Below are 13690 nucleotides of genomic sequence, written 5' to 3' on the forward strand. Positions count from 1 at the left end.
AAAGCACCTACCTCAAAACTTGTCAGAATAACCGTATCTTATTAATTACTCATAGGTACGGCGAAATGGCATACACCACACAGAATAAAGCGCACAGCACCCACCACATTACAACCCCCAACGGTCAATCGCTCAGTCGGTACAGTCGTTATGAGACTGGCCGCATTACTGGGCGCTATCGTGATATCCCAGCGGTACTAGCAGACAGCACAGGCTTTGACAGCGTGAGCTTTGATAGCGCCGTTGGTAGTGCTGATGACAGCTGGCACGTTGTAAACATTTTTGACTCAATAAATACCTATATCGACAGCATGGCCATTGGTGGCGCGATGGACAGCAACCACGCCCTACAGGTCGCCAAGACTCAGCTAGACAGTTTGGGCGGCACTCATTGCAAGCTGATCGCCAATAACGCCATGCAGTTTGACGGTATCGATCAAGATCACGCATGGTCGATTGACGCTATCAACAAGTTAATGAATAACCCTTCACAAAACAAAGGCTATCTACCAGTAATTACCGCGCCTGAATTGGTCGTTGAGTCCGAGCGCGTCACGTTTGACAGCGTTGAATGGGATCATAACGACAGCCTAGTCAGTCATGGCGGCAAAGATCGCAATTTGTACCTTGATCTTACCCGCGCCGATACCCGCCACGAGCTTGTCACTGATTTTGACTTGGCAGACGCGCTTTTTGAAATGGACGCGGAGGAAGCAGAGTTTGATGCGTTGATGGACACTAAAAGCCGTCTACCACTGCTAAAAGACCGTTTGTTCAAGGCGCTTAGCGGCCTAAGCAGCGACGATCTATCTGTAACCAACGTCACGCAAACTAAAGAATTTAAGCGCCAAGGCGTGATTAACATTGCGTTTGTCTTTGATCTATCGGACGGCCAAAAGCTGTCTATTTGGTTCCATAAGCCGCTAGAGTCGTCGTCAAAACTACTACCAACCGATTACATGGTGTCGTGGAAATGGATGTTAAACAAGCGTGACGTAACCGCCGCTTTGTCACCAAAACACGGCGAGAACGTGCAGCTACCCGCGCTGGCACGCCGCATCATGCGACTGGCAGCTAAGAACTCTAAACGCTTTAAAGCCGCGCAAGCACGCAAAGCCAAGGTTGAGCAAGAGCTATTGGACGCAGAACAGACGGTCGCTGATAGAAAGTCTACGATCAGCATGTTAGATATCGACATTATGGACTTAAACAAAAAAATCGATATGGCCATGCAAGAGCGTAAGAATGAAAGCGAAAAACCGCCTGAGCCTGAGAAGCCAAAGGGCGGCGCTTTTTCAGAGGGTGATGCGGTTATATGGATGGGTGAGTACGGCGAGATCAGCCGTGGCATATTCAAAAGCTATTCACCTGATGGAACTACGGGAATCTTTATTGATGACGGCGGCTCAATGAGAGCGCCCATAAGCCAGCTTGTTTTTAATCCTGACGTGCAGCTTACCGATGAACAGATCGCAGCCAAAAGCGAGGCCGACAAGTACAACGAAATGGAAGCGATTATCAACAGTTTGTCATCTTCTAGTATGCGCTTTAAAAAATGGGATATGACCGTAGAGTCTGTCCAAGCGCTACCTAAAGAGCAGTTTTTTAGACTGGCTGATGCACTAGCAAAGGCAGCCTTGCCAGCATACGAGCAGCTATTGATTGCTTATCGCGTAGGCCGTCAAGACTTAATCGGTATGGCTCAAAGTATCATGGATAATGAGAGAGCCGCTGGTGAAACGACCCCTGAAATCACCAAACGCCGTGATCGTTTGGCGCAGATATTAAACACCGAATTAACGTTGGCGGGATCAAAAAAAGACGATGACGATACGCCAGTTTCTATCACAGGCAATGAGATAAACGTAAGCGAGGGCGTAGACTTCAAAACAGCCAAAAACAATGCAATGGCTTATTTTGATGAAAACCTGAGAGACAAAGTGATTTTTTGCCAAGCCGTTGATAGCGATGTTCTTCTAAGAAGACGTGGCGGTAAACATATTGCAAAAGCAAATCATACATTCCGCGATAAATTGCAGCTGGTGGCCGCTATACCTGAAATGATTAAGAAGGGTAAGTTTGCCAATTATACAGATGCAAGCAAAAGTAAAGACTCAAACATTGAGGGATATTATGTTTTGCATGTTGATGTTGCGGTAGATGATGTTTTGAAAAGCGCAAGAGTGGTTCTTGAAAAAAACAATGAAGGCAAGGTTTTATATGACATTGGTATAAACAAAAAAGAAGCCTTGGCAGCTCTAGGGGATACTAACACAAACGCAATGTTTGATGGGTTCACCGAATCTAGCCAATACCAAGACTTCTTAGGTAAATCCTATCAAGATGATCATGAAAATGTCAAGCAATTTGACAAATTATCAACAAATGATGCAGCAGCTAGCGATCTCATCTTAAATATTTTCTTTGATGAAGATTTAGACCTTGCCAGCGACACTACCACGGATGACAAAGTAACCAAAGGCAGCGTCAACGAGTCAACGACAGTCAAAGGCACTAAGATCAGCAGTAATTTTGCGCTAGTAGAAGCAAAAAAACTAATCGTATCGCATGATGCGGCAGGTGTTGCCAATCCTGATTTTCCACAAGCATTACAGCCGCGTGATCGTAGCGATAAAAAATCCGTTGAGGCGATCAAGGCTAATGCTAAAAAACTTCAAACCGAAAAACTAGGTCAAACAGACCGAGTGGGGAACGGTGCACCTATCGTGGGCGATGACTTAATTGTTGAAAGCGGCAACGGTAGAGCTATGGCCGTAAAGCTGGCATACGATAATGGCGATGCCGAAAACTACCGCACATGGCTTATTGAAAACGCTGATGAGTTTGGGCTTAGCGCTGAACAGGTCGAAAACTACAAGCAACCAGTGCTAGTAAGAGTTCGTACTACTGCTATAGACAGAATGGATTTTGCTATTGAGGCAAACCAAGACGGCTACCCGCAGTATTTTGACAACGAAGAAAGCAGCAATGAAGTAGAAAAAACCGTTTCAGTCTATGTTAATAGCCGTGGTCGCGTATTGGCCACCGTAACCGAACAGGCTGGCAAGTACCATGTAAAAGGCGAGAACTTTAGCGGCGGTAACTATCCTGATGATGCCAGCGTTCTAAAACAGCTTGAGGTGGTCAAAGCAAATAATGCGTCTATGAAGTTGAAAGAGGGTAAAGAGTTTTTTAGCGCTGATGATACTGGCAAGAGCTACCCGCCAGTCGAGCGCGGCGAAAACGGTACTTATATCGCTTACATGAACAGCAAGAAAAAGGACAGCTGGCAAGCTATCCCTAATTCAGACGGTAGATTCACCGTTTACGCTGACAACGCACAAACCCGCGCTTATAGAACCAGCACGCCAAAAATATTTAACAGCCTTGATGAGTTGCTAGCCGCATACCCAGCGTTTAAAGGCATTAAAGAGCTTTATGCAGAAGATCAAGCCAGCGATGATGACGAGTACGACGAGATCGACAGCAGCGAATACCCGCAAATGTTCCTAGACCGTAACAAGGACAAGCTAAACATTTTAGGTATTGGCGATGATGATATTCATGTCGGACTTGAAGACGACTACGAAAACAAATCGAATTATAACGAGCTATACCACATTGATAACGGCCTTTTTGCACGACAAACGCTTAATTTTGCCGATGCCGTTTGTAAGACCGTGGACGCGGCGATCTCACTTGGCGCTGATGCTGTGGTCGGTGACTTCACAGCAACCGCTTATCAAGATTCAATGTTTGACGGCCTCGACAGTAAATCCAACCCAACTTACGGTATCACCGTTCAGATCGAAAAGGGTGGCGTTTACTTGCGTGCCAAGATCGATGCGTATGGCGAATGTAATATCTTAAAAGGCGCAAGCGGTACTGACGTTATCACCACGATTAAGCACGTATTCACTGACAACACTAACGAATATCAATCAGCGCTTGCAGACGCGCTAGACATACAGGTAGATGACGATATGAGCACAACAGACACGCATGATGAACCTGATACAACTGAGACAACTGAGACAACACCAGTAACGGAACCTGAGCCAGCAGAGAGCGCCGCCGCTAAACGTATTAACGAGATCGAGCAGCAAATGAGCGCCCCCGATTTTGACCCTATGACCGCCGATACTGACGAGCTTATCGACTTGGTAGATCAGGTTGAGGATGATGCGGAGCTGAGCGCGAAGCTGGACGCTATCAGCGTGACCTTGCAGCAAAAAATAGTTGCCGTCAGCATGAAAGTCCTTACTGATATGGCAGGTGCGTAATGCTGGACGCGCCAGCCAACAACAAAAGCCAAAAGCCTAACGGTAAAACGTTAGGCAGCGTTTGGCGTGAAAAAGGCTTAAACAAAAACCTTGTTGTAAACATTAGGCCAGTCGTTGAGGGCAATATCGAGGGTGGCCAAGGTCAACAAACCTATAGCGTTGATACCAGTCAGCCTACGGTTGAATCCATTTTTGAAGACGCTGATTTTTCGATTGAAAGCCAATACAGCACGCCTTTTGAGTCATCAAACCCCGAAGGGCGCTTACCTAACCTGATGGGTATGATTCAGTCAGGGCAAATCAATGCCGCTTATTACAGCTTGTTTGCCCTATCAAATGATCCAACTGGCGTGGGGGCTACGGTTGCCGAGGGCGTTTCAATGGCGGCTAATGTAACAGGCGTGGGTGATATGCTGAGTGAGGGCGCAGACAAACTTCAAGGCTTATTGGGGCGCTCAAACTTTACCAAGTTAAACAGCCGTCAGATCTTCACGTCTGCTAGCTCAATTCGTATCACTGGCACTCTATTTTTCCAAGCGTGGGCGAACGCGCAAACAGAAGTAGAAGACGCGTTGCAGCAATTACAAGTATGGTCGTCAGCCGCCGAGCTATCCAGTCAATCGCTATTGATTGGCGGGATAAAAGATGGTTTTTCAGAGGCCATGTTTCCCTCAATTATTCCCCCATTGGTACAACTTCAATACGGCGGTAAAACCTACAGCCCCATGGTGGTCGAAAGCGTATCAGCACCGATTACAGCGCCTATGACCAAAGACGGCAACCGTATCGCCGTTAGGGTACAGGTTGTTTTCTTATCATTAACCGCATGGGATGCACAAAACATCATTAATACAAGGCGTTAGTCATGACCACAACACTAGATATTAAATTATTAAACGAAAGCGTGAGCTTGCCTGATCTCAGTATTGGCGATGCCATAGACATTGCACACATACCGTCAGAATTTAACGAAAAACGCTTAAGCGCTTTAATTGGCCATTTAAGCGGTGATGCAGCGCTGGCAGGTCGATTAACCGCGCAAGAGCGTTATTACGTGCTGCTAAACCATCAAGCGACCACTGATCACAATTACAACGCCGATAGTGCTGGCGCGAACGATGAATACCTGATTCACACGATACAGCTAGACGTACCACATGAGGTGCAAGTGGGTACGTTGACTGTTAATCACTTGCTAGGCGCTCATGTCGTCGTTTTAGAGGGGATCTGTGAGAACGTGGCCGACTGGCTTATCGGACAAATGGTGTGCCAGCTTAGCGGTAACTTGGCCAGCGCTATTGGCGGCGATGATGTTATATGGGAACCAATACCGCCAACCATGACCGATAGCGAGATCAACGCTGTCATTCAAGAGCGTTTTAGCTTTATTAGCGGCTTGTCTGCTACAAGCCAGTTTAATGATCTTGTTGAGGCTTGCAGCAGCGGCGCAAGCCAGCTTACGCACTTTGTCAGATTAGGTAGCGACAACAGCGGGTTAACCGTACTAAAAACAGGAGGTGACGGCGCTATTGAGCCGTCACGATTTCACACCCTTGGCCATTTATCAGGGGCAGCCGCAAGACTTGCAACATGCGTTGCTTGAAGACGCTTTTACGATGGTGGAACACGGCAAAATGAGCTTGCCCGAAGCCCTTAAAATGGGATTGTCTTTTATAAAACTGTATCGAGACTCACCAAGTTTTGAGCGCGTATCAAAAACCATTGAGAACGAGCGTCTTTACAAGTCTGGAGTTATTGCTCGTTTAGATGCAGTGGTTACGACCAATTCAGCAAGACGGTAAATATATAAAATTTAGCATAATAAAAGGAGTGACACGGTATGAGCCACAAAGTCGCCACCGCAAAAATTGCGCTGGCAAACATTGTTGGTAACGGCGCGAATGTGGCTGCTGTCGGCGCAGGTGGTGAGGTTTTCGCCCGTGAGCTCGGTCAGACGCATTTGTTCTTATACCTAAATTTACCCATTTGGGTGTTCTTTATCTTGACCGTGGTGCTGGCCGCCATTGGATCGGTTGCATCCTTATACGTGGATGTAATGAAAGAGGCACGTTTGTCTTATACCCAAAAGTTTATGAATCTTGTGATGGGGTTTTTAGCGGGATTGATCGGCGCATTTATTATTTTACCTACGTTTGTATCGAGTCCAACAATGGCGATGCTGATGTTTACAGGGCTATGCTCAGGGTTTGCAGGCACGTTACTGGTCTTCAATCTTGGCGAGGCTATCCGTAGTACTGAGCTCTGGGATGGTCTAAGAAAAATATTTACTACCTTTACCCTTAACGGTATCAAAACAATGGCAATGAGCCGCCTTAGGTTATTGGCTGCGTGGATTTTAAAGGGGGATGACAAGTGAGCTACCTATACGCACTATTTGACTGGCGCTTGATCAATCTCATTGCCCCATTTATTGGTATTACCGTATGCGTTTACCTACTGATGAGTAAAAACACTTGCACGGTCCAAAAGTCAATATCAACCATATTGGCGCTGGGCGTACTGTCGTGGCTCATGCTCATTTGGGCGGACTGGGGCAGCACAATATTTGAGCCCTCTTATCAGAGTGCTTTAGCACGGGTAATCATGGTCTTTATGATGCTGATTGTGGCTTTTGTTTTACGCCGTGCGACCAAGCGCAATCGTTCTTTATCAATCAAAACAAGGATATTATCCGCTGAAAATGAGCTGCTAAAAGAACAGCTTAATATCATGCGCGGCAAAACCGAACCCACACAGGAGTAATGCTTTATGACTACTACCACAGTCACCGACACCGATATCTTTGCCAAATTGCGTGAGCACGTATCAGGTACCAGTATGCTGACACAACTGCTTGTTGATACTACCAATAAGGCAATGGAAGACGCAGCATTTCGCGATGAGCTGATTGAGCGCTTAGGCGTAATACCTGCCGTATCAACAGAGAACAGACCATACAATCTCACATTGGCGAACCTTCGTAAGGTTTATCCTGGCGTTAATGCTGAAGCGATTCCACTTATTTTAAAGTATGCACCGCAGTATGATATTTTGACTAAAAAGCAAATGTGTTCTTTCCTTTCAAACTGCATTGTTGAGTCCAACGGCTTTAATGCCAAGCGTGAAAGTTTTGCTTATACAGCGGGTCGATTGCGCCAAGTTTTTAGCACTCGCATTGCCTCTGTTTCGGCTGCCAAGAACCTGATCGCAAAAGGGCAAGTTGCCGTTGCCAATTATCTGTATGGTGGTCGTTATGGCAATCGCCCTGGTACTAACGATGGTTGGGATTATCGCGGTGGCGGCATCATTCAAAACACGTTCCGTAGTAACTACTATATCTTGCAGAACACGACAGGTATTCCGTTTGGCGACAACCCAAAGCATATTGAAGATTTAGAGAATGCAGTAAAAGCAGCAATGGCTTTTTGGCAGTTAAACGGCTGCAACGCCAAAGCTGAAAAAATCAATACGTATGATGATGGTTATACACTAAATACGCTGACTTCAAAGGGTATTGAAACCAAAGATTATAAGATGAATTATGGCGCTCGCATTGTCCGTGAGACGGTCAATGGTGGACTAAATGGCTATGAGCATTTTTGTCAGACATTAGAAAAGTGCTTGCGGTTTCTGTAATAACATTTATTCAAAGTCTAAATAGTAGTTGATAGGTTTAATAAAACCCCATCATTTTTGATGGGGTTTTTTGTTAGTACAGTGCAAAAATTGCCAGCCGTTTATGTGCCATATTTTGACTGGCATATAGAAGATTGACTTAGCGTGACGACATATTATATGTTATAGCTTAGCTCTATGTTACTTAAAATCTAATTTAGCATAGTGCTACATCCACTATACCTTTCATTATTGATATGGTCATCAATAATGAGAGGTATAAGCCTTAGTCTTATATACTAAATTTTTATACCCCATAATATTCTAACTTCTTGCAATAAAGCGTTTATTACTGGTTCATTAGCCCTGCTTTTAGCTACAACAAAATGTAATGTAGTAAAAAAATTTAATGTCGATATGATTTTAATATTGTTGTTTTTCTCAGCCAGAAGTGCTTCTTCCATTTCGAGAAAACTCAGACCTAGACCGCTTTTTACCAGTTCTAATCGAGTACCGTCATCACTGGTTTTTAATACAGAGGGTATGCCACTACCTAGCTTTCTTTTTAAAAATGTATCAAAAGGGCAATAGTCGCCCATCATTATCCACTGCTGCGTACTTAGATCTGCTTGTGTTAGTATTTTACTGCAATCAAGTGTTGTTGGTGCAATAGTCGTAATTTGTTGTTCCATAACTGCTACGCTAATAAAGTCATCGGGAATCTCACCAAAAATATAACCACCATCTAGTCGATTTTCTTTAATGTTATTAAGGGTTTTTCCAGTTGATTGTTGGTGAATATCCAAGCTAATACCTGGACAGTTTTCTTGTAGATTCTCGGCTAACTCATGAAGCTTTACCTGCTTTGCAGTTAAGTTAATACCTAGGCGGAATGTTCCTATTATTTCATGTTGGTTATTAGCCGCTAAATTTACTAGATCAAGAGCACTATCTAGGGTGATTTGTGCTTTTTCTAATAGAGCTTGACCTTTATCAGTTAAAGACATGCCTTTATGAGATCGGATAAATAAAGGGGTTGAGAGTTCTTCCTCAAGCGTTTTAATATGAGCACTTATCGCTGGAGGTGTTGTATACAAACGTTTTGCTGCTTTAGTTAAATTACCTGTTTGAGCAACGGCAACAAAAGAGCGTAAATGGTAAAATTCCAATGTCAATTTCCTCAATCAATTCAAAGAATACAGGATCGTATTCTCAGTCAGTATAAAGGCAAATTTAATACCTACTTCATTATTCCACCATTCATACTTATTGAACACTGCCTTCAGAAATCATGAATTTTGAATTAAATCAAATTGCGCTAATTTAGCTTCACTGAAGACGAACAGTATGATTCAGTCCCACACAACGAATAATACGAGGAATATTTATGCCTAACAATAGCAATGCATTTTCTTACCAAGCTGCTCTCACTCAACAATCAAACGAATTTTTTGCGACTAAACTAGTTTGCGAAACCGATTGTTCAGATGTTTACGCGGATATCAAGGAGCAAACTAAAAGCTATATATTATTAGACGTACGTTCTAGAGAGGCTTTTGATAAAAGCCATGCAATAACCGCTGTAAGTATGCCTCACAGTGAAATTAATAGTGAGTCATTTGCAATGTACGACAAAGACACTTTGTTTGTTGTTTATTGCTGGGGTCCTGGTTGTAATGGCGCGACTAAAGCAGGATTAAAAATATCAGCACTGGGATTTGCTGTAAAAGAAATGATCGGTGGAATTCATTACTGGGAAGATTTTGAACGATACCCTGTTAACCGTCGGGTGACTGAAATTCAAAAATAGCAATAAATATCTCAGTGCAACCACTGCTGATAGTAGTGGTTGCTATACTCACATACTCTAAAAATTAGCAATTTATATGATTACTTGTTTTGTTGAATATATTGTCCATACAAATAAAATCAAAGAGCTTTAATCGTACGCCAAACTCTGGATTCTATGAATGAATAAGTACTTTAGGAGTTAATATGGAATACTGTATTCGTGTAGCGCAAGTCAAAGATCATGAATTTCTATTATTATTGATGAAAGATCATGCTCATTTCGAGGGTCATGAACTTGTGTTATCTAAACAGCATCAACAGTTAGGTAGTTTAGAGTCACTTCCACTAACCATCTTCGTTGTGGAATCAAATAACAAGCTAATGGGTTATATGTCAGTAATAAAACAGTTTTCAACTTGGGACATGGACTGGTATCTATACCTTGACTGCTTATACTTGAATGAGGAAACTAGAGGCCAAGGAATTGGTATGGAGTTAATGCAAAAGATTAAACTTTTTTCACAAGAAAATAATATAAATACGATCCAGTGGCAAACACCGAAAGACAACCTTTCTGCCATTAAATTTTATCAGAAGCTCGGCGCAACTAACAAAGAGAAGCATCGATTTTTCTGGTCAGCGTGATGCTTTCCTAAATCCTGTGTAACTAAAGATCATTCAATCTGTAGAGGTCTCTAGAAATATACCTATGTCGAAATAATCAAGTGCTTCCACTGGTTCGGCATCCTAATGAGGACTTGGATATTAGGCTGTAAAAGAGTGATAGCAATGGTTTAGAAGAGTGAGGTATTATCCATGTACTTCGTTGTGTACATGCAGTGAGCTTTTGAATAGTAGATCACGTTATCCTTATTTACCGTAAACGCTATTATAGGAATAAGTACAGCTAACATCATATTGGCTGGCGCTTTCTTCCCAGTTTAATTTTCATATTCGCTAGTACCAATCCCGACAATATCAATGCCATTGCTAGCATCTTCCACCATGTCACGACCTCTCCTGTGAGCAGCACTGAGGTTGTCATACCGAATACTGGCACCAATAGAGCAAACGGCATAACCTTAGAAGCCGTATTTTGACTAAGCAGATGCGCCCACAGTCCAAAGCCTATTAACGTTGAGACATACACAATAAACCCAAGTGATAACCAAGACTTAAGCGATGCCTCGGTAAACGTCGCTAACTGCCATGCCTCGGTCTCAAATATGAGAGAAGATAGAGTTAAAATCACGCAAGCGATCAGACCACCCCAAACCACGAGAGTGAGAGCAGACAATGCGGATGCCTTATTCTTTCCAGTATTAGACGAAATAATAGCTCCGTCTGATCCTTGCTGCGTCGCTTGTGTTGACACCTGTTTTGAAGCAATGTTACCAAAGCTCCAGCCTATGGCCGCAATCAAGATACAGACAAACCCAGCCAAAGGCATATCACCACCAAGATTTAACGCGATGACGCTAAGCCCTAGAACACCAACCAGCATACCGATGATTTGCATGCGACTCACTGCCTCACCCAGTATAAAATACGCCAACAATACGGTGATAAAAATCTGAACTTGTAACAATAGTGCCGTCAATCCTGCTGATGCCCCTAAGTGCATGGCAGTAAATACAAAAGCATACTGCATGACAAACGTACCGATAGCATAGATAAATAATGTACGATTAAATTTTGGCAGCTTCAGAAAAAAAACCAGTGGCACAGCGGTAAAGAAGAAACGCAGGGCGGTGAGCATTAGCGGTGGAAAGCTTTCAAGTCCCCATGCAATAAAGGTAAAGTTCACACCCCAAATAAAGGTAACTAGTACAGCCAATGCGGTGTATATAGGAGTCATATCGTTGGCCTAAGAAATTATGGCTGGTTATTATATTTAAAAATTTTATGACAATCTCGTATTAACTATAGGAGGCTTTTAGAGAGCGAGCACCACACTTACAAACAATAGAACGGAAATGAACATCAATGTTACGCCGCCGATTTTTGTAATCAAGTATAGGTTATCTTGAGCTTTCCATAGATATCGACTGGCTAAAGCAAATACTTCTGCATAGCAGAAATGGATCAGTAAGACCAAGAAGCAAAAAGCTGAAGCTAAAATCAGAAATTGAGAAAGATAGGTTTGCTCAGTGTCGATAAATTGCGGAAATACAGCCATAAAAAATAAGATAGGTTTTGGGTTAGAAAGAGAAGTTAGCAAACCTTCTTTGAATAACCTACCAGCACTTGTACTACTCACATCTAACGTGTTGCCAGAATCTAGGACAAATGATTTTCTTTTTCCAATGGCCATTTTAAAACCCAAGTAAAATATATACATTGCACCCACCAATTGAATGGCCAAGAACATTTTCGTTGATGTTGCGATCACTAGTCCAATACTAGTAGCTGAGACAATAGCCACGCCTAGCATTCCTAGAGAGATACCTAAGATGCCATAAGCGGTCTTTTTTCGACCATGCGTGAGGGAGTTTGTAATACTTAGAATGACACCAGGACCTGGGCTAGCAATAGTGGCAGAGGCTATAAGGATATATAGGGCAATGTTATTCATTAAAATACGACTACCAGAGTAAGCTTTTGTTGGCATTCTAGCATTTAATTGATATTTTAAACTATGCTTATTTTAGAAAGGACAGTCATTCCGAAAAACGAAAGAGTATACGCCATAAAAACTTTCTATAGTCAATCCCCTACAAATTGGATACGGTGTCAGGCTCGCTTAGTCTACGACTTGTAGTGCTTTCACTCGCCTTCCTTGTATCCAAATTATATTGAACCGACTATAGTTTAAGCTATTTAAACTTACCAAAATTGGATTTGATAAAATATCTAATGACGAAAAACATTAAGATATTTCCCATAAATAACACAAGCATTAAGTAGGCATGGCCAACATTTACGAGAAGTTGATTCTTACCTTTGTGTATCTGATAAATAATTTCATCATCAGCGCTAATACTTATAAGTTGCTTATAAGGGTTGTGATACCAATATAATGTGGGTATTTTATACCAATGAACAGTAACTTCCTTACCTTGAATGAGTGTTATCTTTTCAGAAGGTATGCGACAACTGCCATTTCCATTAGGCATTCGCGCACCCAAATAACAATTGATAATCGTGTCGCTTCCATTGCTATTTAGGTTTAGCCAATACTCATTACTATAGGTTTCTCTTAGTGTTAAAACGCCTTCGCTGCTATAGATACTTGATTCATCAACCGGATATTCATCAGATTTTCTATCTACATCCATCACAATAAGCATGTAGATGGTACCTACTAAAACCATAAAGGTTAAACAAACAATGTATAGCTTTCCAAGGGTAGATAAATCACGAAAACTTAAGTTCATTTACTGATTTTTCCAAGTAGCAGCTTGTTGAATGTATTGTTAGTCTGCCAGATTCCAGTGTGAGTAGCTGGCATAGTCGTATTGAGTGCAAGACCTGTATAGCACACTGACCATAGATAGAATGTGTATGCTAAGTACACTGTGACTATTTCAGCGAGTTAAAACGTTGATATCATCACCCTACAGCCTATTATTAAATTTCTCACTAGGGTGCCATGCTTCTTCTGATAAGAGAGGTTATTGAATAATTGGAACAGAGAGTTATTTAAAATATCTAAGTGTTTATGTTTAATAAGAATGAGTGTTCACGTGGATCAATACCTTCCAAGTGTTGTTCAGTATGATATGTGATTACTAAAGATTAGCATTTTTAGATGACTTTTTTCCCTATGATACAATAAATAATTATCCTCAACCCATTTTTATCATAAATAAAATCAATGACTTAAAAATTTTCTAGTATGATAGGTGATTACTCAATGACTCATACATAAAATAAAAGTTAGAAGTCTTTAACCATTTAATCTACAGGAGGATTTGTTGTATTTCATGCACTTCTAACAGATTCATGCTTATGTAGGGTTTTTTTATTGGAACACTATAAAAAGCATACTTTTTTTGTTT

At 42.1% G+C, this 13690-nt stretch carries 12 protein-coding genes; 8 read left to right on the plus strand and 4 right to left on the minus strand.

The genetic code is table 11. From position 1 onward, the window contains the following. Nucleotides 1-65: 65 nt before the first annotated feature. The 6 genes from AC5JPT_RS02840 to AC5JPT_RS02865 all read left to right on the plus strand — a co-directional run bounded on the left by AC5JPT_RS02840 (nt 66) and on the right by AC5JPT_RS02865 (nt 7919). Entirely contained in the window at nt 66-4283 is a 4218-nt protein-coding gene (locus AC5JPT_RS02840) for a defense against restriction DarA-related protein (RefSeq protein ID WP_493857039.1), read from the plus strand. Further along, on the plus strand, nt 4283-5146 hold the full coding sequence (locus tag AC5JPT_RS02845; protein WP_493857040.1) for a hypothetical protein: 864 nt from the start codon (nt 4283-4285) through the stop codon (nt 5144-5146). The genes AC5JPT_RS02840 and AC5JPT_RS02845 overlap by 1 nt, the downstream gene beginning before the upstream one ends. Nucleotides 5147-5148: 2 nt before the next feature. Then, nucleotides 5149-5886, plus strand: a complete 738-nt coding sequence (locus AC5JPT_RS02850) for a hypothetical protein (RefSeq protein ID WP_493857041.1) — start codon at nt 5149-5151, stop codon at nt 5884-5886. 237 nt (nt 5887-6123) lie between these two features. Next, complete coding sequence (locus AC5JPT_RS02855) at nt 6124-6660, plus strand: hypothetical protein (RefSeq protein ID WP_394211193.1); 537 nt, start codon at nt 6124-6126, stop codon at nt 6658-6660. Further along, nucleotides 6657-7046, plus strand: a complete 390-nt coding sequence (locus AC5JPT_RS02860; RefSeq protein ID WP_493857042.1) for a hypothetical protein — start codon at nt 6657-6659, stop codon at nt 7044-7046. Before AC5JPT_RS02855 ends, AC5JPT_RS02860 begins: the two co-directional genes overlap by 4 nt. Nucleotides 7047-7052: 6 nt before the next feature. Further along, nucleotides 7053-7919, plus strand: a complete 867-nt coding sequence (locus AC5JPT_RS02865) for a glycoside hydrolase family 19 protein (protein ID WP_493857043.1) — start codon at nt 7053-7055, stop codon at nt 7917-7919. A 278-nt stretch (nt 7920-8197) separates the two neighbouring features. Here AC5JPT_RS02865 and AC5JPT_RS02870 read toward each other — a convergent pair whose 3' ends face one another. Beyond that, a complete protein-coding gene (locus AC5JPT_RS02870) occupies nt 8198-9067 on the minus strand; it encodes a LysR family transcriptional regulator (RefSeq protein WP_493857044.1) in 870 nt (289 codons plus the stop codon). 218 nt (nt 9068-9285) lie between these two features. Between AC5JPT_RS02870 and AC5JPT_RS02875 the strand changes: the two genes are divergently transcribed. After that, the gene (locus AC5JPT_RS02875; protein ID WP_493857045.1) at nt 9286-9708 is read left to right on the plus strand and encodes a rhodanese-like domain-containing protein; all 423 of its coding nucleotides are present in this window, start codon (nt 9286-9288) and stop codon (nt 9706-9708) included. A gap of 185 nt (nt 9709-9893) precedes the next feature. Then, nucleotides 9894-10334 (plus strand): GNAT family N-acetyltransferase, encoded by a 441-nt coding sequence (locus AC5JPT_RS02880; protein WP_493857046.1) that lies wholly within the window; start codon nt 9894-9896, stop codon nt 10332-10334. Nucleotides 10335-10602: 268 nt separating this feature from the next. Here the strand turns inward: AC5JPT_RS02880 and AC5JPT_RS02885 are convergent, their stop codons facing one another. The 3 genes from AC5JPT_RS02885 to AC5JPT_RS02895 form a co-directional block, all read right to left on the minus strand. Next, the gene (locus AC5JPT_RS02885) at nt 10603-11547 is read right to left on the minus strand and encodes an EamA family transporter (RefSeq protein WP_493857047.1); all 945 of its coding nucleotides are present in this window, start codon (nt 11545-11547) and stop codon (nt 10603-10605) included. A gap of 78 nt (nt 11548-11625) precedes the next feature. Beyond that, nucleotides 11626-12264 carry a LysE family translocator gene (locus AC5JPT_RS02890; RefSeq protein ID WP_493857048.1) on the minus strand — a complete coding sequence of 213 codons (639 nt, stop codon included), beginning with the start codon at nt 12262-12264 and terminating at the stop codon, nt 11626-11628. A gap of 241 nt (nt 12265-12505) precedes the next feature. Further along, entirely contained in the window at nt 12506-12979 is a 474-nt protein-coding gene (locus tag AC5JPT_RS02895) for a hypothetical protein (RefSeq protein WP_493857049.1), read from the minus strand. Nucleotides 12980-13690 lie beyond the last annotated feature (711 nt).

The organism is Psychrobacter sp. H26 (assembly GCF_059073035.1).